The following is a 22421-nucleotide window of genomic DNA, read 5'->3' as shown; positions in this document are numbered from 1 at the left end:
CACATGGACGCAGTGATCGTCACCGGCGGCTCGAGCGGGCTCGGCGCCGCCGTGGTCGACGCCGTTCGCAAGGCCGGCGGCCGCCCGTTCGTCATCGACCGTCAGCAGCCCGCCGAGGGCGTCGCCTGGATCGAGTGCGACCTGGCCGACACCCGCGCGGCCGAGGCCGCCACCCGGCAGGCCATCGAGCAGGCCGGCGGCAGCATCGACGGCGTGGTCACCGCGGCCGGCATGGACGTGCCCGGCGCGCTGGCCGACATCCCGGGCGAGACCTGGGACCGGATCGTCACCATCGACCTGCTCTCGACGGCCGCGGTGATCCGGGCCGCGATCCCGGCGCTCAAGGAGTCGCACGGCGGCGTCGTCACCGTCGCCTCCACGCTGGGCGTCAAGGCGGTCAGCGACGCCACCGCGTACTGCGCGGCGAAGTTCGGCGTGGTCGGCTTCACCCGGGCGCTCTCGGCCGAGCTGGCCGGGCAGGTCAACGTCACGCTGGTGATCCCCGGCGGCATGCGCACGAAGTTCTTCGACGACCGCGACGAGCAGTACAAGCCGGGGCCGGACGCGATCCTCAACGACCCGGCCAACGTCGCGAACGCGATCATGTTCGCGCTCGGCCAGCCGCGCGGCTGCGCGATCCGGGAGCTGGTCATCGCGGCCGAGCAGGAGAGCTCGTACCCGTGATCCTCGCCCTGCGCGCGCTCGGCGTGGGGGACCTGGCAGCCGCGGTGCCCGCCCTGCGCGGGCTCCGCGCTGCCTTCCCGGACCACACCCTCGCCCTGGCCGCACCGACCTGGCTGACGCCGCTGATCGACCTGATCGGCGGCGTCGACCGCGTCGTGGCGGTCGCGGACCTCTCCCCGGCGCCGCTGCCCGAGGCGGAGATCGCCGTGAACCTGCACGGCAGCGGCCCGCAGTCGCACCGGCTGCTGCAGGCCGCGCACCCGGCCAAACTCTGGGCGTTTGCCTGCCCCGAGGCGGGGCATCTCGACGGTCCGTCCTGGAACGCAGAGGAGCACGAGGTGCAACGCTGGTGCCGGCTGGTACGCCACTACGGCGTCGACGCGGACGGGTCGGATCTGTCGCTGATCCGGCCGGCCGCGGCGCCGGTGAAGGGCGCGACGATCATCCACCCGGGCGCGAAGTCGCCGTCGCGCCGCTGGCCCGTCGAGCGCTACGCGGCCGTCGCGAAGCAGCTGCGCGCCGAGGGGCACCGCGTGCTGATCACCGGCTCGGCGGCCGAGCGGGACCTGGCCGTACGGGTCGCCGAGCACGCCGGCCTCGGCACGGACGCGGTGCCGCGCACCGATCTGGGCGAGCTCGCCGCCCTGGTGGCGTACGCCCGGCTCGTCGTCAGCGGCGACACCGGCATCGCCCACCTCGCGACGGCGTACCGTACGCCCTCGGTCGTCCTGTTCGGCCCGATGTCCCCGGCCCGCTGGGGACCGCCCGCCCGGCCGCAGCACCGGGCGATCTGGCACGGCACCCGCAGCGAGCCCGGCGACAGCATGGAACCGGGCGTGCACCCGGCGCTGCTGGCCGTGCGGCCCGGCGAGGTGCTCGACGCTGCCCGCGAGGTGACCGGTGCGGCTGCGCAGATCTGACCTCACCCGGCCCGGCTACTCCCGGCAGCGCGCCGGCAAGGGCTTCGCCTACCGCGACACCGACGGCTCGCCGCTCAAGGACCCCGAGGCGCTCGAGCGGATCAAGGCACTGGTCATCCCGCCCGCGTGGAAGGACGTGTGGATCTCCCCGGACCCGCGCGGGCACATCCAGGCGACCGGCGTCGACGTGGCCGGGCGCAAGCAGTACCGCTACCACGACGCCTGGCGCACCGCGCGCGACGAGGCGAAGTTCGACCACGCGCTCGAGGTCGCCGGGCGGCTGCCCAAGATCCGGCAGCGGCTCTGCGGCGATCTCACCGAGGGCCGCGGGCTCACCCGCGAACGGGTGCTCGCGGCGATCGTGCGGCTGCTCGACATGGGCATGTTCCGCATCGGCAGCGACCAGTACGCGGTCCGCGAGGACGACCCGTCGTTCGGGCTGTCCACGCTGCGCCCCGAGCACGTGCGCACCAGCGGCGGCTGCGTGCTGCTGGAGTACAAGGGCAAGTCCGGCGTCGAGCACTCGTGCTCGGTCGACGACGGCGAGGTGTGCCAGGTGCTGCGCGACCTCAAGCGCCGCCGCCGCGGCGAGACCCGGCTGTTCGCCTACTACGACAAGGCGCAGCGCCGGTGGCAGGAGATCCGGGCCGACGCGGTCAACGAGTACCTGCGCGAGATCAGCGGCGAGCAGATGACGGCCAAGGACTTCCGGACGTGGCAGGGCACCGTCAAGGCGGCGGAGGCGCTCGCCGAGACCGGGCCGCAGCCCACCGAGGCCAAGCGCAAGAAGGCGGTGTCGCACGCCATGAAGGAGGTCGCCGAGCTGCTCGGCAACACGCCGGCGGTGGCGCGCGCGTCCTACGTCGACCCCCGGGTGATCGAGGCGTACGAGGAGGGTGAGGTTGTCGACAAGCCCGACGAGAAGGCCGTCCGCAAGCTGCTCACGGACTGACCGAGGCTGCACGGCGTGCGGCGGGATGGGACCATCGTCGTCATGACCGTCATCGCCACGCTCACCGTCGAACGGCCGTCGGGCGCCTGGATCGACCGGGCCCGGGCCTTCCACATCATCGTCGACGGCGCGGAGAAGGGCGTTCTGCGGTGCGGGCGCGAGCTGTCGCTGGCGCTGCCGCCCGGCACCCACACCGTCCGCGCCCGCCTCGACTGGACCGGCAGCGACGACCTGCCCGTCCACCTCGGACCGGGCGCCACGGTCCGGCTGCGCGTCGAGCCGCGCGGCACCCGCTTCGCCGCGAGCCGGCGCTACCTGCGCCTCACCCGGGTGGGCTGAGGACTTCCCGGCGATCGGGTGACATCGCGTTGACGCTCCGGCGCGCCGGGGTATCCGCGCGGTGCAGGAGCGGATGAAGCGCGTACGGAGCGAGCAGCGATGACCAGAGTGCTGATCACGAACGACGACGGGGTGTCCGCGCCGGGCATCCGCGCGCTCGCCCGGGCGGTGGCGCGCGAGCACGAGGTGATCGTCGCCGCGCCGCGGGAGGAGGCGAGCGGCATGAGCGCCGCGCTGACCGCGGTCGTCGCGGACGGCCGGATCGTCGTCTCCCCGTACGACCTGGGGGAGATCACGGCGTACGGCGTGGCGGCCTCACCGGCGTACATCGTGGTCCTGGCCTCTCTCGGGGTCTTCGGGCCGCCGCCGGAGGTGGTGCTGTCGGGCATCAACCGCGGCGCCAACGCCGGGCGGGCGGTCCTGCACTCGGGAACGGTTGGGGCGGCGCTGACCGCGGCCACGTACGGCCTGCGCGCGATGGCGGTCTCGCTCGACGTGCTCAACCCCACGGCGAGCGCCGACTCGGCGTCGGGTGGAGCGGCGATCGTCGTGCCGTCCGACGACGTGCTGCACTGGGACACGGCCGCCGCGGTCGCGGCCTCCCTGATGGGCTCGCTGCTCGACGCGGACCCGGCCACGGTGCTCAACCTCAACGTGCCCGACCGCGAGTCCGTGGCGTCGGTGCGCGAGGCCACGCTGGCGGCCTTCGGCCAGGCCGGCATAGCGCTCGCCGAGGCGGGCGAGGGTTTCGTGCGGACCACCATCGAGCGCAGCGGGGAGCAGCTCGTGCCCGGCACCGACCTGGCGCTGCTGGCCGAGGGTCACGCGACCGTGACCGCCCTGCGGCCGCCCGCCGAGGTGCGCGGCGTGCGCATCCCCGAGCAGCGCCCCGCGTCCGCCTGACGGCCCAGCGGCACGACGGCCGCGACGGCGATCGCCAGCAGCAACCGCGACTCGCCGAGCAGCGGCACGGCCGTCACGGGCAGCAGCATCAGCGCCAGGACGGCGGGCCGCCAGCCCCGGTGCGGCACGGGCAGCAGGGCGGCCATCACCAGCCAGATCTGGTGATGGGTCCACGACACGGGGGAGAGCACCACGCTCGCCGCGCCGACGACGACCATCGCGGAGAACCAGTCGTCCTTGCGGGCCAGCCGGACCGCCCGCACGAGGGCCGCCCCGGCGACGGCGCCGCCGAGGAGCAGGACCAGAGCGGAGCGTACGTCGGTGGCGACGCCCAGCCGCAGGAGCGCGCCGTTGAGCGACTGGTTGCCCACGCCGGTGATGTGGCCGAGGCGGCTGACGTGGAACACCTCGCCCGTCCAGAAGCGCCACGAGTCGCCCGGCAGCGTGATGACGGCCAGCAACGCGCAGCCCGCGAAGGTCGCCCCCGCCACGGCCGCCGCCGCCCGGCGGCCCGCGAACCACAGCAGCGGGATGAAGATCAGCGGGGTCAGCTTGACCGCGGCCGCCAGCCCGATCAGGGCGCCGTGCCAGGGTGTACGCCGCAGGGCCAGGAAATCCGTGACGATCAGCGCCGCCAGGAAGAGGCTGACCTGGCCGTATTTGAGGTTGCTCGCGACCGGCGCCGAGAGCATCAGCGCGAGCGCCGCCAGCGGTACGGCGGACTGCTTCTGGTACGCCGGCCTCCGCTGCGCCGGCTCCCGCCGCGCCGCCTCCCGCTGCGCCGGCTCCCGCTGCGCCGGCTCCCGCTGCGCCGGCTCCCGCTGCGCTGAGGGAGCGAGCGCTGCCAGGGCGGCAACGACGGCGAGGGTGGCGAGCGTCCACGCGACCTGGACGAGCGGGACAGGCAGCCAGGTCAGCGGCGTGAACAGCAGGGCGGCGAACGGCGGGTACGTGAACGGCGCCGCGCCGCGGGTGAAGTCGTACAGGCTCGCCCCGTCGGCCAGGCCGCCGACCGCGCCGAGATAGACCGACAGGTCGGTGAGGCGCGCCTCGACCGGCTTCGCGAGCGCCGCTCCCGCCGTCGCCGCCGCGACCAGTCCTGCCGTGAGCCAGATCCGTCTCGTCCCCATAGTCGAAACTCTACATAGGGTCGGAGCTGCCGGACAGGGTCGAAGCGCATCCGTTATCCGGCGGCCGGCCGTACGCGCATGGCCAGCACGGCCGCCAGCAGAGCCGTGGCCCCGAGCCCGACCGGGTGCTCCACGAACCCGAACCCGAACGCCATCGAGTTGTCCACGAGCCGCGCCACGACGTCCGCCTCAGCGCCGCCGGCCGGCAGCCTCGGCGCGACCGCCAGCGCCCCCAGCGCCGCCCCCATGCCCGCTGCCGCCCGCCACACGTCTCCGTTCCCGCGGCGGGCGACGCCGTTCGTCGCCGTCGGCGGCGCGGCCGTCCTCGGCCCGACACCCGCACCGAACCGCGCGGCAGCCGTCCGCTTCCAGGAGCCGATGCGGAGCGCCGGCGCGAGCACGAAAGCCGTACAGAGCATCATCGGACCGGCCATCACGGCGGCGTTGGCCAGCAGGACGGCCGACGCGTGCGTCGGTCCCGCCGCCTGCAGGGTGCCGACCGGGGCGCCGCCCGGCAGGACCGGCCCGAACGACACCGTCCCACCCGGCAGCAGCGCGAGCGGGAACCAGGCCGGGGCCGTCCACCCGCTGACGCCCAGCGTTGCCGCCGCGTGCACCGACCCGGCGGCCGTGGCAAGGCCGAGAACGACCGCACCGCCGACGGCCGCCCCCGCGGGCCCTCGTCTGCGCGCTCCCGCCATGCCCGCCATCCACACTCCGACGGCCGGGGCGATGTCCCGCGCGCCCATGAACGGCATGACCGCCACCGGGTTCCCCGCCAGCAGGAACCCGAACAGGGCCGCGCCCACCAGCACGACCGACCCCCGCCTCCGTGCCCCGACGACGCCGAGCGCCAGCACACAGACCGCCAGCACCGCCGGAGCCAGCGCCCCGGCGCCCCGCGCAAGGTTGGTGGCCACCGCCGCCGCCAACGTCACCCCGCCCGCCACCGCTGCCGCCCGCCCGGCCGCGCTCGCCCGCTCACCCCACGACGGCTCGTCCACCCCCGGCGAGATCGCCAGCGACCCCGCGAACGCCCACCGGCGCCACCACCCCGGGATCGCAGCCAGCTCCGCCAGCCACGCGGCCCGCATCTCGTCGGCCATCTCTTCCGGCCACCGCCGCGCCGCCGCCCCGACGAGAGCCCGCGCCAGCCGATCCATCACGCCTCCCGGGTGCGGCCGACCGGGCCCGCGGCCCGCGACATCTGCTGCTGCATCAGCGCGATCTCCCGCCGGGCGGCGACCACCCCGTCGGCCGTGAGCCGGTAGTACCGCCGGCTCGGCCGTCCCTCGGCGACCGGGTCGATCTCCTCCCACCGCGACTCCACCCAGCCGGCCCGTTCGAGGCGGGCCAGGATCGGATAGAGCGTGCCGCTGGGCAGCCGGGTGTCCTGCATGAGCTCGAGCCCGTACCGCTGCTCTGCCGGATCGGCGACCAGCGCCGCAAGAACTTTCAGCACCGACGTCGTTATTCGCGGCTCGCCCATGTACGCACTCTACATAGGGGGGCCGACAAAAGCGGCGGTGGCGAAGCGTACCCGTTCGCGGTGTTGATCGAGGGGAGTAGAAAGACCGCATGCTTGTGTCGTTTCCGCGGCTGTTGTCCAGCACCCAGGGGTTCTCGCTCGGCCGCCCGCACCGGTTCACGGTGGCGCCGGACGGCGCGAGGCTGCTGTTCCTGCGCAGCTCGGGCGGCGAGGATCCGGTGCAACGGCTGTGGAGTCTCGACGCGGTGACGGGGGAGGAACGGCTGCTGGCCGATCCGGGGGCGCCGGCGGGCGGGGAGATGTCGGCGGCGGAGCGGGCCCGGCGCGAGCGGGCGAGGGACAGGTCGGCGGGCATCTCGGGCTACACGACGGACCGGGCCGTCCGCATGGTCGCGTACACGGCGGACGAGAAGCTGTACGTGCTGGACACCGGGACGGGAGACACGCGGCCGCTGCCGGCGCGCACGCCGCTCACCGACGCCACGATCAGCCCGGACGGCAGCGCGGTCGCCTACGTGCACGAGCGGCAGCTGCGGCTGATCAGCGCCGACGGCACGGACGACCGGGCGCTGGCCACGCCGGCGCACGACCTGATCACGTACGGGCTGGCCGAGCACGTGGCCGCGGAGTCGATGGAGCGGACGCGCGGGTTCTGGTGGTCGCCGGACTCGCAGCGGCTCGCCGTGGCGCGGGTGGACGAGTCGCCGGTCGAGGTCTGGTACCTCAGCGACCTCACGGATCCGGCCCGGCCGCCGGCCGCGCACCGCTACCCGCGGGCGGGCACGGCCAACGCGGTCGTCGAGCTGCTCGTGATGGACCGGCACGGTGCGGCCCGCAGGGTCGAGGCGGAGTACGAATACCTGGTCGACGTGGTCTGGGACGACCACGGGCTGCTGGCGGTGGTGCAGGACAGGCCGCAGACGACGCTGCGGGTGCTCGCCGCCGACCCGGCCACCGGGCGCACGCGGGCGCTCGCGGAGGCGGCCGACCCGGCGTGGACGCAGATCGTGCCGGGCTTCCCCCGGCGTACGGGGAACGGCTCTCTGGTCTGGACGCAGGACCGCGGCGACACGCGGCACCTGACCGTGGGCGGCGAACCGGTCACCCCGCCGGGGCTGCAGGTCTTCGAGCTGTGCGGGATCGACGGCGACACCGTGCTGTTCACCGCCTCGGCGGAGCCGACCGAGACGCACCTGTGGACGTGGTCGGCGGACGCGGGGCTGCGGCGGCTCACCACCGAACCGGGGCGGCACACCGGTCTGCGCGCCGGGGGCACGACGGTGATCAGCTCGGCGACGCTCGCCGGGACGGAGGTGACCTGGGCGGGCCGTACGGTGCGGGATCTCGCGGCGAGCTCCCCGGTCGTGCCCAAGGTCTCTCTGCTGCGGGCCGGCCGGCTCGAGCTGCGCACCGCGGTGCTGTTCCCGGCGGTGTGGCAGCGCGGCGAGCGGCTTCCGGTGCTGATGGACCCGTACGGCGGCCCGGCCGCGCAGCGTGCGGTGGCGGACCGCCGCTCGTTCTACACATCGCAGTGGTTCGCCGACCAGGGCTTCGCGGTGGTCGTCGCGGACGGGCGCGGCACCCCGGGGCGCGGGCCGCGGTGGGAGCGCGAGGCGAAGGGCGACTCCACGGGCAAGCTGCTCGACGACCAGATCGAGGCGCTGGAGACGGTCGCCGCGCTCTATCCGGAGCTCGACCTCGGCCGTGTGGGCATCCGCGGCTGGTCGGCCGGCGGCTACCTGGCCGCGCTGGCCGTGCTGCGCCGCCCCGACGTCTTCCACGCCGCCGTCGCCGGCGCGCCGGTGACCGACCTGCGGCTGTACGACACCCACTGGCAGGAGCGGTTCCTCGGCGACCCGCGGCTCGACCCCGGCCCGTACGACGTGGGCTCCCTGCTCGCGGACGCGCCCCGGCTGGAGCGGCCGTTGATGCTGATCCACGGGCTGTCCGACGACAACGTGTACCCGGCGCACACGCTGCTGCTGTCCGCGGCGCTGCTGGCCGCCGGGAAGCCGCACACCGTGCTGCCGGTGCCCGGCGCGAGCCACATGCCGCCCGGCGCCGACCTGCTCACGCCGCAACTGCGCTTTCTGCGGGACGCACTCGCCCCGCGCTGAGCTCGTACCGGTGGTCGACCAGGTCCAGGCCCTCGGTGCGGTGGGTCAGCACGAGCACGGTCCGGCCGTCCGAGGCGCCGAGCAGGTCCGCCATCACGGCCTCGGCCACGTCGGCGTCCAGCCCTTCGGTGGGCTCGTCCAGGATCAGCACCGCGGGGTCGGCGAGCAGCGCCCGCGCCGTGGCGAACCTCCGTGCCTGCCCGCCCGACATGGTGGTGCCGCCGCTGCCCAGCCACGTGTCCAGGCCGGCCGGCAGGGCGGCGAGCCAGCCGTCCAGCCGTACGCGGGCCAGGACCGCCCGCAGATCGTCGTCGGTGGCCTGCGGCTTGGCGGGGCGGAGGTTCTCGCGCACCGTGGACGCGAAGACGTGATCGGTGTCGTCGCCCACCAGCACGATGCGGCCGCGGATCCGGTCCTCGGGCAGGTCGCCGTGCGAGATGGTGCCCGCGCGCGGGTCGAGCAGCCGCGCGACGACCGCCGCGAGGGTGGACTTGCCCTCCCCGGAGCGCCCGACGACGGCCGTCCGCTCGCCGGTCCGCAGCTGCAGGTCCAGGTCGCGCAGCGCCGGCTCCTTCGCGGGGTCCCAGCCCGCCGTGACGCCCCGCAGCGTGATGTCGCCCAGCGGCCGGTCGCTGTGCCCGGCGAAGGTCGCGGAGGGCGGTTCGGTGGTCAGCGCGGCCAGCCGCGCCTCGGCGCCCGCGGCCCGCCGGCGCGCCACGGCGGCGTCGGGAAGGGCCAGGACGGTCTCGCCCAGCACGACGGTGGCCAGCAGCAGCACAGCCGACCATTCGGGCGTCAGGCCGCGTACGGTCAGCGCCACCCCGACGACGGCCAGGCCCCAGCCGAGCTGCGCCAGCGCGGTGGATGCTCCGGCGGCGCGCGCGGCGCGGGCCTCCAGGCGGGCGAGGTCGCGGCTGCGCCGGTGCGGTACGTCGTTCGCGCCGCTCGCCGTGGCCAGGTCCTCGAGGCTGTCGACCGTCTCGACCATGGCGTCGCGCAGCCGGGCCCGGGCCTCGCCGGTCGCCGTCTCGTCCCGGGCGGCCTGCCGGGCGGCCAGCGCCGGAGCGAGGACCGCCGCGACGAGCAGCCCGGCGGCGAGCGGCAGGGCGGCGACGGGCTGCAGGGCGAGGACCGCGGCGCCGGCGACGGCGACCGTGACCGCCGCGGTCAGCGCGGGCAGCCGGCCGCGGAGCAGCCCGTCGACGCGGGCGTCCACGTCGTCGACCGCCTTGGAGAGCAGGTCGCCGCGGCGGCGCAGCCGGGGTCCCGGCACGCGCGGGATCAGGTCGGCGAAGATCCGGGCGCGCCAGGCGCCGAGCCGCGCGAACGCCACGTCGTGCGCGACCAGCCGTTCGAGGTAACGCAGCAGCGGCCGGGCCACGGCGCTGCCCCGCACGAGGACCACCGCGGTGGACAGCGACAGCACCGGCGGCAGCGACGAGGCGCGCACCAGCAGCCAGGCCGCCGCGCCGGTGAGCACGATGCCGGCCAGGGCCGAGCCGCTGCCCAGCGCGACCGCCACCGCGGGACGCCGCCAGATCGGCGTGCCGCCGCCCGGAGCCGGGGGTTCGCCCGCCGGTGAAGCGACCGGCCGCGCGGCGGCCCGGGATTCAACGGCCGGCGACGTTTCCGCAGCCGGGGGGACGACCGGGACCACCCGGTCGGCGGCGGCGAGCAGCGCCTGGCGGTGGGCCACCACGAGCACCGCGCAGCCGGCCCGCGCGGCGGCGCGCAGCCGCTCGATCACGAGGGCCTCGGTGGCCGCGTCGAGGTGGGCGGTCGGCTCGTCGAGCAGCAGCGTGACCGGCGCGTCGCCGGCCCGGGCGGACGCCTCGGCGAGCAGGGCGGCCAGGGCCAGCCGCTGCCGCTGCCCGGCCGACACCCCGGCGCCGCGCTCCCCGAGCGGCGTGGCGGGGGAGAGGTCCAGCCCGACCGTGCGCAGGGCCTCGCGCGCGTCCCCGCCGGGGAAGAGGTCCGCGACCGTGCGGGCGTGCGGCAGCGTGGGCCGCTGCGGCAGATAGAGCGGGTCGCCCGCGACGGCGTGCCCGGCCCGGGGCTCCTGCAGGCCGGCGAGCACGCGCAGCGCGGTGGTCTTGCCCGCGCCGGACGGCCCGCCGAGCGCGACGATCTCGCCGGGCCGCACCACGAGGTGGTCGAGCGCGAGCGCGTCGCGCGTGGCGCCCGGGTAGCGAACCCGCAGCCCCACCGCGGTGACCCCGGCCCCGCCCGCGAGCGAGGAGGTGGCCGGTGCGGTCAGCACCTCGTCCACGTCGGAGATGACGGCGGTGGCGTCGGTGGAGGCGTGGTAGCGGGCCGCCATCTCGCGCAGCGGCCGGTACGCCTCGGGGGCCAGCAGGATGACGAGCAGCGCGGGGCCGAGGGCCAGGTTGCCGGCGGCCACGCGCAACCCGGCCTCGACGGCGATCAGGCCGACCGACAGCGTGCCGACCAGGTCGAGCGCGGTGGAGGACAGGAACGCGACCCGCAGCACGCGCAGGGTGGCGGAGCGGTGCTGGTCGGTCAGCTGCTCGACCACGGCGGTCTGGCGGTGGGCGCGGCCCAGCACGCGCAGGGTGGGCAGCCCGCGGACGACGTCGAGGAAGTGGCCGGCCAGTCGGGCGTCGGCCTGCCAGCGGCGGCGGGCCCGGGCCTGGGTGGCCCAGCCGATCAGCGCGCCCAGCACGGGGATCAGCGGCAGCGTGACCAGGGCGATGAGCGCGGACGCGGGGTCGACCAGCGCCATCGCGACGACCACGAGCGGGGGCAGGGCGACGCCGAGCACGAGCGCGGGCAGGTAGCCGCTGAACCAGGGCTTCAGCGCGTCCAGGCCGGTGGTCAGGACGGCGGTCAGGCGGCCGGCGCCGAACGACGCCACCCAGGCGGGGCCGCGGCGCGGCAGCGCGGTGAGCAGGGCGCGGCGCAGCTCGTCGGTGACCCGCGCGGCGGTGCGGCGGGCCACGACCTGCTCGCCCCAGGAGAGCAGGGCCCGGGCGACGTACGCCGCGGCGAGCAGGGCGGCCGCCCTGCCGGGCCCGCGGGTGACCAGCAGCGTGAGGGCCACCGCGACGAGCAGGGTGGCGCCGGCCTGGCCCGCGCCGAGGAGGGCGAGCGCCGCGATGCCGCCCCGGCTGGTGCGGGCGTGCCGCACCAGCCGGGGGTCGAGCGGTCCGCGGGGCGGCGCGGGCCGCTGGGCCGCCGCGTGTCTGGCGGACTGCGGCGCGGCGGAGGAAAGCTCGGAGGTGGTCACGACGCGACCCGTTCGCTGGCCACGCGGCGCCGGAACACCCAGTACGAGTACGCCTGGTAGGCCAGGACGCCGGGCAGGATCAGCACGCCGGCCCAGGTGAGCAGCTCGAGCGCCTGCGGGGTGGCGGCCGCTGCCTCGCGGGTCAGCGACCACGCGGGGTCCAGGGTGCTGTGCAGCACGACCGGGCCCTGGGTCGTGAAGACGCCCGTCACGGCGCCGGCCACGCCGATGGCGGTGACGATGAACGCGAGCGCCTCGCGGCCGGTGCGGGCCAGCATGGCGGCGCCGAGGCTGAGCACCGCGGCGGCCAGCACGACCGGGGACCTCGTGCCGATGCCCGCGACGACCAGCACGGCCGCGCCGCCGGTGCCGAGCCACCGCGCGAGGGTGCGGGCGCGGCGGCGTACGGGACCGGTCGTGCGAAGGCTCAGGAACGTCGCGCCGAGCATCAGCGTGGCGTAGAGGGCGGCGAGCGAGCCGAGACCGGCCGCGGGGGTGAGCACGGGGGCGAGCGAGCGCGACAGCCCGCTGCCGGTGACCGAGCCGTCGGGGCCGAGCGCGAGCCCGTGCACGAACGCGGCGAGCAGGGCGCCCCACACCAGCACGATGCCGAGCGAGCTGAGCCCGAGGGCCAGGTCGGCGCGGCGGCGGTAGCGCAGGCCGTCGCCCTTGCCGCGGAACTCCAGCGCGACGCCGCGCACGGCCAGCAGGAGCAGCAGCACGACCATCGGCAGGTAGAGCCCCGAGAGCAGCGCCCCGTACCAGGCGGGGAACGCGGCGAACGTGACGCCGATCGCGGCCACCAGCCACACCTCGTTGCCGTCCCAGAACGGGCCGATGGTGCGCACGGCGGCGCCCCGCTCGTGGTCGTCGCGCCCGAGCACCGGGGCGAGCAGCCCGACGCCGAAGTCGAAGCCCTCGAGCACGAAGAACAGCACCCAGGCGAGCACGACGACCGAGAACCAGAAGGTGATCACGCCAGGGCTCCTCAGTAGACGGGTACGGGTTCGGGCTGCTCGGCGGCCACCGGCGCCGGCGTCAGCGGCTGCCGCGCGAGGTGGCGTACGAGCCGGAACCAGACCACGGCGACGATCCCGTAGACGACCGTGAACCCGGCCAGCGACGCGACGACCTCCGAGCTGGTCAGCCCGGGGGAGATGCCGTCGGCGACCTTGGAGATGCCGAACGCGATCCACGGCTGCCGGGCGGTCTCGGTGAAGATCCAGCCGAACGTGTTGGCGGCCGCGGGGAGCAGCGGGATGAGCGGCAGCCACCGCATCAGCAGGCGGGGTGCGGAACGGCCCTTGCGCGTACGCCAGAGGTAGAACGCGGCGACCGCGGCCGCCAGCATGCCTGCGCCGATCATGAGGCGGAACGTCCAGAACGCGACCGGGATCATTGGCACGTACGAGCCGGGGCCGAACTGCGCCGCGTACTGCGCCTGGAGGTCGTCGATGCCCTGCACGGTCGCGTTCGGGTCGCCCTTGGCGAGGATCGACAGCAGCCACGGGATCTCGAGCGCGAATTCGGGCAGCGGCGCCCCGGTGGCGAAGACCGCGAACGGCGCGCCGGTCGTGGAGTGGTAGAGCGCCTCGGCCGCGGCCATCTTCATCGGCTGCACCTGGGTGATGACCTTGCCGAGGTGGTCGCCGGTGAGCGCCGTCGCCGCGCCGCCGGCCAGCGTGAGCCAGGCGCCGAGACGGGCCAGGACGCGGTACGCCGGGTCGGCCGCGAGCCGCCAGACGCCGAGCGCCAGCAGCAGCGCGCCGCCCACCATGACCGCGCCCGCGATGGTGTGCGGGAACGCCGCCAGGTTGACCTTGTTGAGCAGCAGGTCGGCGAACGAGGTGAGCCGGGCCCGGCCGGTGTCCGGGTCCAGGGCGTACGCGACGGGGTTCTGCATGAAGGAGTTGGCCGCCAGGATGATGAACGCCGACAGCAGCGTGCCCACGGCGACGATCACGATGCACGCGGTGTGGATCGCGCGGGGCAGCCGGTCCCAGCCGAAGTACCAGAGCGCCAGGAACGTCGCCTCGAGAAAGAACGCCAGCATGCCCTCGATCGCCAGCGTGGGCCCGAAGACGTCGCCGTAGAAGTTCGCGAAGGCGCTCCAGCCGAGCCCGAACTGGAACTCCTGGACGAGTCCGGTGACCACGCCGACCGCGAACGTGACGATCAGCAGCTTGCCGACGAACTTCGTCAGGTGCAGGAAGTGCTCGCGCCTGGTGCGCAGCCACGCGAGCTGCAGGCCGGCGGCGGTCGCGGCCAGGCTGATCGACAGCGGCACGAAGAAGTAGTGGTAGATCGTCACGACCGCGAACTGCAGCCGGGTCAGGTCCAGAACGTCCATGGGAGCCCCCTCTACGACGTCTCGTAGTAGATACTACGCCTCGTAGTACGACGCGGCGCAGTAGAGGCGGTATGCTCGGTCACATGGCTCTCGGGGACCTGGAACGCGAGGTCATGACGCAGTTGTGGGACGCCGGTGAGCCGCTCACCGTGCGGCAGGTGCACGAGCGCCTGAGCCGTCAGCGCGATCTGGCCTACACGACGGTGATGACCGTGCTCGACCGCTTGGCGAAGAAGGGCGTGGTCACGCAGCAGAAGGCGGACCGCGCCTACCGGTACGCCCCGGCGCAGACCCGCGAGGAGATGACCGCCTCGGTCATGCTCGACGCGCTGACCGCCAGCGACAACCAGGACGCCGCCCTCGCGTACTTCGTCGGGCAGCTCCCGCCGGAGGCCCTCAAGGCCGCCATCGAAGCCGCCAGACGCCACGGATGACCGCGCTCCTGCTGGGCGCGCTCGGCCTGACCCTCTCGCTGGTCGTGCCGGGCGTCCTGGCGAACGCGCGCTGGCCCGACCGGGCCCCGGCCGCCGCTGTCGTGCTCTGGCAGTCGATCACGCTGACCGCCGTGCTGGCCGCCCTCGGCGTCGTGCTCGCCGCGCCCGAGGAGGTCACCCGCGCCGCCGGGTCGGGCAAGCCGGTCGCCGAGGCCGCGCTCATCGGCGCGCTCGCGGTCGCCGCGCTGATCATCCTGCGGCTGCTGGTCTCGCTGATCGGGGTCACCCGCCGGTCGCGGGCCCGCCGGGCCCGGCACCGCATGCTGGTCGACCTGCTCGACCGCGCGGAGCAGCACCGCGAGCTGGGCCCGGGAAACCTGCGGGTGCTCGACGGGGCGCTGCCGCTGGCCTACTGCGTGCCCGGCCGCCGGCCGCGGGTGGTGCTCAGCAACGGCGTGCTCGAGGTGCTCGACCGCGAGCAGATCGACGCGGTGCTCGCGCACGAGCAGACCCACCTGCGACAGCGGCACGACGTGGTGATGGAGTCGTTCACCGCGTTCTACCGCGCGGTGCCGCGGCCGCTGCGCAGCCGGCTGCCGCTCGACGCCGTCAACCTGCTGCTCGAGATGGTCGCCGACGACGCCGCCCGGCGCCGGGTCGGGGCGGAGCCGCTGCGGGCCGCGCTGGAGCGGCTGACCGACGCGGTGCCCCTCGCGGAGGACGTGGCACCCGGCGGCACCGGTGAGGCGCGCCACCGGCGGCTCGAACGGCTGGCCGCGTCGCACCATCCGTCCGTCGCTCTCACCGTCGCCGCGGGGGCCGCCGCGGTCGGCCTGTTGGTGTTACCCACCGTGATCCTGGTGCTGCCCTGGCTCGACCGCGCGCTCGAAGCCTGGCCGCTCTAGTGACTATGCGTATATGTAAGAGCGCATACAGTTTTCCCTCCGGAGCGCCTTCAGTTCGGCTCTAGATGGGGAGTACGGTGTTGTCCGGTCCGCCCAGCCCCCATCGTCCACCCGGTCGATCTGGCGGATCACCGCCCAATCGCCGGCAACGGCGAGCCGGGGACCCGAGCAGTTGGGGTGAAGCCGCGGTATGCCCGCGGCCGGGCGCGCTTCCCGTCCGAACCCGTCAGCTAACCCGGTCGGCGGCACGAGGGAAGAAAGGACAACCCACCCACGTGCGTCGCGCCGCAGTAGTGCGCAGCCTCGTCTGCGCCGCAGCCGCGGTCGGGATCATCTTCTCCGGACCCGCCGTCGCGCAGGCAACACCCTCGCCCTCGTCCGTCGAGGAGCAGATCGACAAGCAGTGGAACCAGCTCGAACCGGTCATCGAGCAGTACAACGACGTGCACGGCAAGCTGCTCAAGAACCGCGCCCAGCAGAAGAAGCTCGCCGCCCAGCTGACACCGCTCCAGGTGCAGGTGGACGTCGCGATGCAGCAGGTACGCGGGCTCGCCGTCGACGCGTACAAGCAGGGCGCGCCCAACGCGCTCAACGCCATGGTCATCAGCGGCACGCCGACCGGGCTGACCGACAAGCTGATGTACCTCGACCAGCTCGCCCGCGGCCAGCAGGAACAGATCGCCGACGTGGCCGCGCTGCGCGACAAGCTCGCGGCGACCAAGGCCGACCTCGACGTGGTCACCAAGTCGATCGCCGCGCGCGACGTCGACCTGGCGAAGCGCAAGAAGGCGATCGAGACCAAGATCACGTCGCTGCAGAAGCTGCGCATCCAGGCGTACGGCTCGGTGAACGCCGACGACGGCCCGCTGCGGCTCGGCCCGTGCCCCGTCGACTACACCAACGACAAGGGCGGCCGGGCGGCGCAGAAGGCGTGCGACCTGATCGGCAAGCCTTACGTCTTCGGTGCGGCCGGCCCCAGCTCGTACGACTGCTCCGGTCTCACCCAGGAGGCGTGGGGCAGCGTCGGCGTGCACCTGGACCACTACACGAAGGACCAGTGGAACCAGGGCAGGCCGGTGTCAGCCGACGAGTTGCAGCCCGGTGACCTGGTGTTCTACTTCCCCGGAAGCCTGCACCACGTCGCCATCTACATCGGCGGCGGCATGGTGGTGCACGCGCCGCACACCGGCGACCACGTACGGATGGCCAAGATCGACGGCAACCCGATCGCCGGCTACCGACGACCGGGCTGACGATCCGCCGCTCCACCCCCGAAGGCCGCCGAGGCGTACGCTCCGGCGGCCTTCGTGCTTCCCGGCAGCCTCCAGCTCTCCCGGCGGCCCTCGTTCTTGTCGGCGGCCTCTGCTCTTCCCGGCGGCCTTCGGTCCTCCTACCGGGCGCGGGCATAATGCCCTGTCATGAGCGACTCGCCGCTGATCGACAGCCTCACCGCGGCCGTCGAGGCCCGCCCCGACGACCTCCCCTTGCGCCTGCACCTGGCCGAGCTGCTGCTCGCCGCGGGCCGCGGCGCAGAGGCGATCGGCCACGCCGCTCAGGTGCTCGCCCGCGAGCCCGCCAACGGGACCGCCCAGAAGCTGATGTCCTCCGCCCTCGCCACCCCTCCGGCCGCCGGTCCTCCTTCCGCGCTGCCTCCCGCTGCCGGTCCTTTCTCCGCGCCGCCTCCCTCTTCCGTCCCGCCGTTCCCCCCGCCTTCCGCCTCCCCATCCCCTTCCTCGCCGCCCTCCTCCCCGCTGCCCCCTTCCTCGCCGCCGCCTTCGCCCACGCCATCTCCTTCCTCGCCGCCGCCCCCTTCCCCTTCCGCCCCGCCGCCCTCCTCCCCGATTCCCCCCTCCTCCCCGGGCGGCGTTGACTGGGATGCGATGGAGCAGGAGTTCGGCGACGTCGTGCCGCCGCGGTTCTCGCACGAACGCGAGCCCGTGCGGGGCCACGAGGACCGCACCTTCGACGTTGAGAAGTCGACGATCACGCTGGCCGACGTGGGCGGCATGCAGGAGGTCAAGAAGCGGCTCGAGATCTCGTTCCTGGGCCCGCTGAAGAACCCCAAGCTGCGCTCGCTGTTCGGCAAGAGCCTGCGCGGCGGGCTGCTGCTCTACGGGCCGCCCGGCTGCGGCAAGACGTTCCTGGCGCGCGCCGTCGCCGGCGAGATGGGCGCCGCGTTCATCTCGCTGTCGATCACCGACGTGCTCAACATGTGGGTCGGGAGCTCCGAGCGCAACCTGCACGACCTGTTCGAGTCGGCCCGCGGCCACGCCCCCTGCGTGCTGTTCCTCGACGAGATCGACGCGCTCGGCCACAAGCGCAGCCAGCTGAACTCGTCCTCCATGCGTACGGTCGTCAACCAGTTGCTCACCGAGCTCGACGGCGTCGACGGCAACAACGACGGCGTCTTCGTGCTCGCCGCCACCAACGCCCCCTGGGACATCGACGCCGCCCTGCGCCGCCCCGGCCGCCTCGACCGCACCCTTCTCGTGCTGCCCCCCGACAAGCCCGCCCGCGCCGCGATCCTGCAGTACCACCTGCGCGACCGCCCGGTCGCCGGCATCGATCTGGCCCGGATCGCCGACGCGACCGAGAACTATTCGGGCGCCGACCTCGCACACGTCTGCGAGACCGCCGCCGAGTTCGCCATGCGCGACTCGATCACCACCGGCGAGATCCGCATGATCAACCAGCAGGACATGCTGGCCGCCGCCCGCGAAATCCGCCCTTCCACCGACGGCTGGTTCGCCACGGCCCGCAACGTGGCGATGTTCGCCAACGAGTCCGGCGAATACGACGACCTGGCCGCCTACCTGAAGAAGCGCAAATCCCGGTGACGCCACCGCCTGGGCCACCGCCTGGGCCACCGCCTGGGCCACCGCCCGGGCCGCCGCCGGGCGGGGCGTACTGGCGGGCGCAGCGGCTGGCTGAGGTCGGGCGCTACGCCGAGGCCGAGCGGATCGTCCGTCAGGGCCTCGGCGAGTCGCCCGCCGACGGGTGGCTGCTCACCCTGCTCGCGTCCGTGCTGCGGCTGCGGCGCGACTACGCGGGGGCGCTGCGAGGCGCGGACGCTGCCGTCGCCGCCGCGCCGCTGCTGGCCGACGCCCACCTCGAACGGGCCGAGAGCCTGATCGCCCTGATCCGCTCGCGCGAGGCGGTCCAGGCTGCCACCGAGGCCGTACGGCTGGAGCCCGCCTCCGCCACGGGCCACTTCGTGCTGGCCCGCGCCCTCGCCGCCGCCCGCGAGCACGACCGGGCCCGGGCCGCCGCCGCGTACGGCCGTACGCTCGACCCGCACTCCGTCGAGGGCCTGCTCACGGTCGCCGACGTGGAGCGCGACGCCGGCCACCGCGACGCGGCCCTCACCGCGGTCCGTGCCGCGCTGGCGCTGGAGCCCGGCAACCCGTACGGCCGCTGGCTCCTGGCAATGCTCGACGCCGAACGCCTCCGTGTCCGGCGCTCGATGCGCGCGCTGCGCGAGGTCGCCCGCGACACCCCCGCCCGCGCCGACGTCGTCTCGATGACCTGGCCCATCCGCGGCGTGCTCAGCGGCCTGCGCCGCGGTCTCCTGGCCGCCGCCGCCCTGATCAGCGCCCTGGTGCTCGTGGCTTTGTGGTGGCCGCCCGCCTCGTTCTTCGCCCGCGTGGTCGCCGCCGTGCTGGCCGCCGTCATGGTCGCCTTCGCCGCACGGGTCCTGGTCCCCGCCGGCCGCCTCCCGTGGCGCTGCCTCCCCCTGCTCCCACCGTTGATGCGTCGCGCCGACCTGGCCGCCCTGTCCCTGACCGCCACCGCCGTCGCGCTGCTGGCCGCCTTCGCCGCCTCCGGCTGGTGGCCTCTGCCCGTGGCCGCCCTCACCCTCACCCTGCCGCTGTGGCTGCTGAGCCTCACCGAACTGCTCGGCGCCGGCCTCGACGATCCCGGCAGCCGCCAGGCCCTGCACGACTGGACCGACGAGCTGCGCGCTTGGTGGCGCACCACCAAGAAGGACCTGCGCGACGCCTGGACGAACCCTCCCGACAAGAAGTGACCCACCTCATTGACGCCCGATACCTCGGCTATGGCAGAAATCGCCACCTGAATGCACGTCCGCGCCGACATTTCGCGACGGTCTTTCCGCACTGCATATTGGCATGATCGACACGCCGGAGGGCCGGGCGTTATCCGCGGGGGAGCGGGATAATGGTGTATGCGGCAATTGCAATTGTGCACCGGCGCAGAATTGGCGACGATGCGCGACCGCACAGCGTCACGCCACTATTCTGCCGAGCGCGACGCCTTCCGCCGCGAACACGAGCGCCACCGCGCGTGGGGGCTCAAGCGCAGGCATGCCGAAAAGCTCCGCCGCGCCGCCACCCCGCCGACAACTGCAGCCCCTCGGTCGCCACGCCCAGCACCGTCGCAAGCCCCTCATCGCCCGGGCCCTTCCCGTCCGGCAACGGCCTCCCAAGCATCCCCGCGTCCGGCCACGGCCTCCCAGGCACCCCCGCGTCCGGCGGGGGCTTCGCAGGCACCCCCGCGTCCGGCGGGGGCTTCGCAGGCACTGACGCGTCCGGCGGGGGCTTCGCAGGCACTGACGCGTCCGGCGGGGGCTTCGCAGGCACTGACGCGTCCGGCGGCGGCCTCGCAGGCACTGACGCGTCCGGCGGGGGCTTCGCAGGCACCGACCCGTCCGGCGGCGGCCTCGCAGGCACCGACGCGTCCGGCGGCGGCCTTGCAGGCACCCACGTCCGGCCACGGCCTCGCAGGCATCGACGCGTCCCGAGTCGACATCTCGCCCGCCGGCATCCGCCCGGCAAGCAGCGCATCGCCACCGACCAGCACCGCAACGCGTCCTTCTGACTCCATATCCCCCCGATCCGGCAGCCGCGCAGCTCGACGTCACTGCCGGGTGCAGTGCCGCGCACGTCGGCGCCGCCGCATCCGGCTGCGGCGCCGCATCGTTCCGTGGTGGCAGCCCCGGGCGCCATCGCGCTTGGCTGCGTTGTCGCGCCTGGCGGCATTCCCGCGCCTGGCTGTGCCGCCGCCGCACATGGTGGCTTTCTCGCGCCCGGCGGCGTTTCCGCGCCCGGCGGCGTTGCCGGGGTGTGCCGCCGCGTCTGGTGGCGTTGCCGTGTCTGGGTTCGCTGTCGCGTCTGGTGGCGTTCCCGCGCTTGGCTGTGCCGCCGCGTCCAGTGGCGTTGTCGCGTCTGGTGGCGGTCCCGTGACTGGGTGTGCCGCCCGTCTGGTGGCGTTGCCGCGCTTGGCTGTGCCGCCGCGCCGGGGTGGCGTTCCCGCGCGTGGCTGTGCCGTCGCGCCGGTGGCGTGACCGCGCCGGGTGGCGTTCTCGCGCGTGGCTGCGCCGCCGCGCCGGGTGGCGTGACCGCGCCGGGTGGCGCTCTCGTGCGTGGCTGTGCGTCGCGTCTTTGGCGTTGCCGCGCGTGGCTGTGCCGCGCCGGGTGGCGTAACCGCGCCCAGTGGCGTTCCCGTGTCTGGCTGTGCCGCCGCGTCCGGTGGCGTTGTCGCGCCGGGTGGCGTTGCCGTGCCTGGGTGTGTGGCCGCGCCTGGTGGCGTTGTCGCGTCCGGCGGGGTGGCTGCGTCCGCGGATTGCGGCGCTTGAAGGCGTTGCCGCGCCTGGCTGTGCCGCCACGCCTATGGGGTGTGCGCCGGCTTGCGGTGGTGCGTGTGTTGGCGCCGCGGCGCGATGCGGCGGCTTTGGGCTTGTCGGCGTCCGTGCGGGCGGGGCCTTCACCGCGTGATTCGGCGGCCGGTCGTCCGGTGGTATTGCGGGTCGGCAAATGTCGTGGCTGGCCGCCGATGTGTTCTGCCCAGGGAGCAGTGGAATGCATTCCCGATAATGAGCAAGTCGATATCAATCCGACTGGCGAAATGGCGATGTCCGCGACGGGATGTCGGGATGCAGGATGCATTAGTCGAAGAAGGAAGGCGAAGAAAGAGCCGCGGAAAGAGAAGCAGACAAAGGCCACGACGGGCGTGCTGATGAGGCGAATGGCGCTACCGGCGCGGCGAACTCGGCCGAGGGCTGCTAGTGAATGGATGAATCGAACAGCCGGTGCGGTCCAGCAGCAGGCCGCGGCCGTAATGCGGATCGACTGCCTTGCGCGGCGCGGAGGTGGGTGAGCAGCACGAAGCCGGGCCGACCGGTGAAGAGTCGACCCGGCTCGAGAGGAAGGACCTACTTGTCGGCGGGGGTGGTGGCGGCTTCTGGGCGGCGGCCGGAGCGGGCGTAGGCCAGCAGGGCGAGGATGAGGGCGAGCACCCCGGCGATCAGGCCGGCGATGCCGAAGGCGTCGGGGCCGTCGGAGTCGTCGTCGGCGGAGGCCTGGGGGGCCGCGGCGGCGGTGGCGGTGGCGGTGGGAGCGCCGGCGGCGGCGGTGTCGGTGGCGCCGGCGGCGGCCAGCTTGAGCACGGGGGCGGGGGATTCGGGCTCGGTGCCGTCGGTGGTGGGCTCGTCGATCCAGCGCACGACCGTGCCGTCGGAGTAGGTCTGCAGGGCCTTGAAAATCATCTCGCCGGAGTCGGGGAGGGGGCCGAGCGAGACGTCGAACTCCTGGAACTGGCCGGGCTTGATGTCGGAGCCCGACTTCGCGGTCCAGGTGATCTTCGAGACGGACTCGGTGATCTGGGCGCCGTGCGCCTCGAGCGGCTTCGCCAGCTTCGAGACCGTGGTGGCCACGTCCCAGCCGGTGAGCGGCTTGACCGACACCGAGGCGACCGGCTTGTCGACCGGCAGGTTCACCTCGACCTTGGTGGTGGACTCGGTGTCGGACTCGTTGGGCACCCGGAAGGTGACCTTCGCGTATCCGCCCGCGGTCGCGGTGTCGGGGTTCACCGTGACGTGGGCGGCGGCGGGGGCGGCCACGGCCAGGGTGAGGGCGGCAACCGTGGCGCCGACCAGTGCCGAGCGCTTGAACAGGGACATCCTTGTCGAACCTTCCGCGTGGGGGATACCGC

General features: G+C 74.4%; 18 protein-coding genes and 1 riboswitch. Of the genes, 11 read left to right on the top strand and 7 right to left on the bottom strand.

Annotation, left to right across the window (positions count from 1 at the left end; translation table 11 throughout):
• Window positions 1-3 precede the first annotated feature (3 nt).
• From ACSNN8_RS22705 to surE, 5 genes are all read left to right on the top strand, one after another.
• A complete protein-coding gene (locus ACSNN8_RS22705) occupies window positions 4-684 on the top strand; it encodes an SDR family oxidoreductase (protein WP_436651289.1) in 681 nt (226 codons plus the stop codon).
• The gene (locus ACSNN8_RS22700; protein ID WP_436651288.1) at window positions 681-1604 is read left to right on the top strand and encodes a glycosyltransferase family 9 protein; all 924 of its coding nucleotides are present in this window, start codon (window positions 681-683) and stop codon (window positions 1602-1604) included. Before ACSNN8_RS22705 ends, ACSNN8_RS22700 begins: the two co-directional genes overlap by 4 nt.
• Window positions 1585-2556 carry a DNA topoisomerase IB gene (locus ACSNN8_RS22695; protein WP_436651287.1) on the top strand — a complete coding sequence of 324 codons (972 nt, stop codon included), beginning with the start codon at window positions 1585-1587 and terminating at the stop codon, window positions 2554-2556. The genes ACSNN8_RS22700 and ACSNN8_RS22695 overlap by 20 nt, the downstream gene beginning before the upstream one ends.
• 42 nt (window positions 2557-2598) lie before the next feature.
• Window positions 2599-2895: a hypothetical protein gene (locus tag ACSNN8_RS22690; RefSeq protein ID WP_436651286.1), complete on the top strand. Its 297-nt coding sequence runs from the start codon at window positions 2599-2601 to the stop codon at window positions 2893-2895.
• A 99-nt stretch (window positions 2896-2994) separates the two neighbouring features.
• Window positions 2995-3798, top strand: a complete 804-nt coding sequence (gene surE / locus ACSNN8_RS22685; RefSeq protein WP_436651285.1) for a 5'/3'-nucleotidase SurE — start codon at window positions 2995-2997, stop codon at window positions 3796-3798.
• Here surE and ACSNN8_RS22680 read toward each other — a convergent pair.
• Genes ACSNN8_RS22680 through ACSNN8_RS22670 form a run of 3 tightly spaced genes read right to left on the bottom strand, consistent with a single transcriptional unit; the run spans window position 3717 to window position 6417 of the window.
• The gene (locus ACSNN8_RS22680; RefSeq protein ID WP_436651284.1) at window positions 3717-4928 is read right to left on the bottom strand and encodes a glycosyltransferase 87 family protein; all 1212 of its coding nucleotides are present in this window, start codon (window positions 4926-4928) and stop codon (window positions 3717-3719) included. The two genes, surE and ACSNN8_RS22680, sit on opposite strands and share 82 nt — an antisense overlap.
• Before the next feature lie 53 nt (window positions 4929-4981).
• The gene (locus ACSNN8_RS22675) at window positions 4982-6091 is read right to left on the bottom strand and encodes a hypothetical protein (RefSeq protein WP_436651283.1); all 1110 of its coding nucleotides are present in this window, start codon (window positions 6089-6091) and stop codon (window positions 4982-4984) included.
• Window positions 6091-6417, bottom strand: coding sequence for a PadR family transcriptional regulator (locus tag ACSNN8_RS22670; RefSeq protein WP_436651282.1), 327 nt, complete (start codon window positions 6415-6417; stop codon window positions 6091-6093). Before ACSNN8_RS22670 ends, ACSNN8_RS22675 begins: the two co-directional genes overlap by 1 nt.
• Window positions 6418-6506: 89 nt before the next feature.
• Between ACSNN8_RS22670 and ACSNN8_RS22665 the strand changes: the two genes are divergently transcribed.
• The gene (locus tag ACSNN8_RS22665) at window positions 6507-8534 is read left to right on the top strand and encodes a prolyl oligopeptidase family serine peptidase (protein WP_436651281.1); all 2028 of its coding nucleotides are present in this window, start codon (window positions 6507-6509) and stop codon (window positions 8532-8534) included.
• On the opposite strand, the gene cydC is transcribed toward ACSNN8_RS22665, so the two are convergent.
• Genes cydC through ACSNN8_RS22650 form a run of 3 tightly spaced genes read right to left on the bottom strand, consistent with a single transcriptional unit; the run spans window position 8488 to window position 14131 of the window.
• Window positions 8488-11781, bottom strand: coding sequence for a thiol reductant ABC exporter subunit CydC (cydC, locus tag ACSNN8_RS22660; protein WP_436651280.1), 3294 nt, complete (start codon window positions 11779-11781; stop codon window positions 8488-8490). The two genes, ACSNN8_RS22665 and cydC, sit on opposite strands and share 47 nt — an antisense overlap.
• Window positions 11778-12758: a cytochrome d ubiquinol oxidase subunit II gene (cydB, locus tag ACSNN8_RS22655; RefSeq protein WP_436651279.1), complete on the bottom strand. Its 981-nt coding sequence runs from the start codon at window positions 12756-12758 to the stop codon at window positions 11778-11780. The genes cydC and cydB overlap by 4 nt, the downstream gene beginning before the upstream one ends.
• Before the next feature lie 11 nt (window positions 12759-12769).
• Entirely contained in the window at window positions 12770-14131 is a 1362-nt protein-coding gene (locus ACSNN8_RS22650; protein WP_436651278.1) for a cytochrome ubiquinol oxidase subunit I, read from the bottom strand.
• Window positions 14132-14214: 83 nt separating this feature from the next.
• Between ACSNN8_RS22650 and ACSNN8_RS22645 the strand changes: the two genes are divergently transcribed.
• The 5 genes from ACSNN8_RS22645 to ACSNN8_RS22625 all read left to right on the top strand — a co-directional run bounded on the left by ACSNN8_RS22645 (window position 14215) and on the right by ACSNN8_RS22625 (window position 19497).
• Window positions 14215-14565 (top strand): BlaI/MecI/CopY family transcriptional regulator, encoded by a 351-nt coding sequence (locus ACSNN8_RS22645; protein ID WP_436651277.1) that lies wholly within the window; start codon window positions 14215-14217, stop codon window positions 14563-14565.
• Window positions 14562-15470, top strand: coding sequence for a M56 family metallopeptidase (locus tag ACSNN8_RS22640; RefSeq protein ID WP_436651276.1), 909 nt, complete (start codon window positions 14562-14564; stop codon window positions 15468-15470). Before ACSNN8_RS22645 ends, ACSNN8_RS22640 begins: the two co-directional genes overlap by 4 nt.
• A gap of 122 nt (window positions 15471-15592) precedes the next feature.
• Window positions 15593-15731: riboswitch (cyclic di-AMP (ydaO/yuaA leader) on the top strand.
• A 14-nt stretch (window positions 15732-15745) separates the two neighbouring features.
• Window positions 15746-16723, top strand: a complete 978-nt coding sequence (locus ACSNN8_RS22635) for an NlpC/P60 family protein (RefSeq protein ID WP_436651275.1) — start codon at window positions 15746-15748, stop codon at window positions 16721-16723.
• Window positions 16724-16888: 165 nt separating this feature from the next.
• Window positions 16889-18307, top strand: a complete 1419-nt coding sequence (locus ACSNN8_RS22630) for an ATP-binding protein (protein ID WP_436651274.1) — start codon at window positions 16889-16891, stop codon at window positions 18305-18307.
• The gene (locus tag ACSNN8_RS22625; protein WP_436651273.1) at window positions 18304-19497 is read left to right on the top strand and encodes a hypothetical protein; all 1194 of its coding nucleotides are present in this window, start codon (window positions 18304-18306) and stop codon (window positions 19495-19497) included. The genes ACSNN8_RS22630 and ACSNN8_RS22625 overlap by 4 nt, the downstream gene beginning before the upstream one ends.
• A 2145-nt stretch (window positions 19498-21642) precedes the next feature.
• Here ACSNN8_RS22625 and ACSNN8_RS22620 read toward each other — a convergent pair.
• Window positions 21643-22389 carry a YcnI family protein gene (locus ACSNN8_RS22620; protein ID WP_436651272.1) on the bottom strand — a complete coding sequence of 249 codons (747 nt, stop codon included), beginning with the start codon at window positions 22387-22389 and terminating at the stop codon, window positions 21643-21645.
• Between the last annotated feature and the right edge of the window lie 32 nt (window positions 22390-22421).

Origin of the sequence: Actinoplanes sp. URMC 104 (assembly GCF_051386375.1) — a bacterium.
In the GTDB taxonomy this organism is placed as follows: domain Bacteria; phylum Actinomycetota; class Actinomycetes; order Mycobacteriales; family Micromonosporaceae; genus Actinoplanes.
This window is presented reverse-complemented; position numbering and strand designations above follow the sequence as displayed.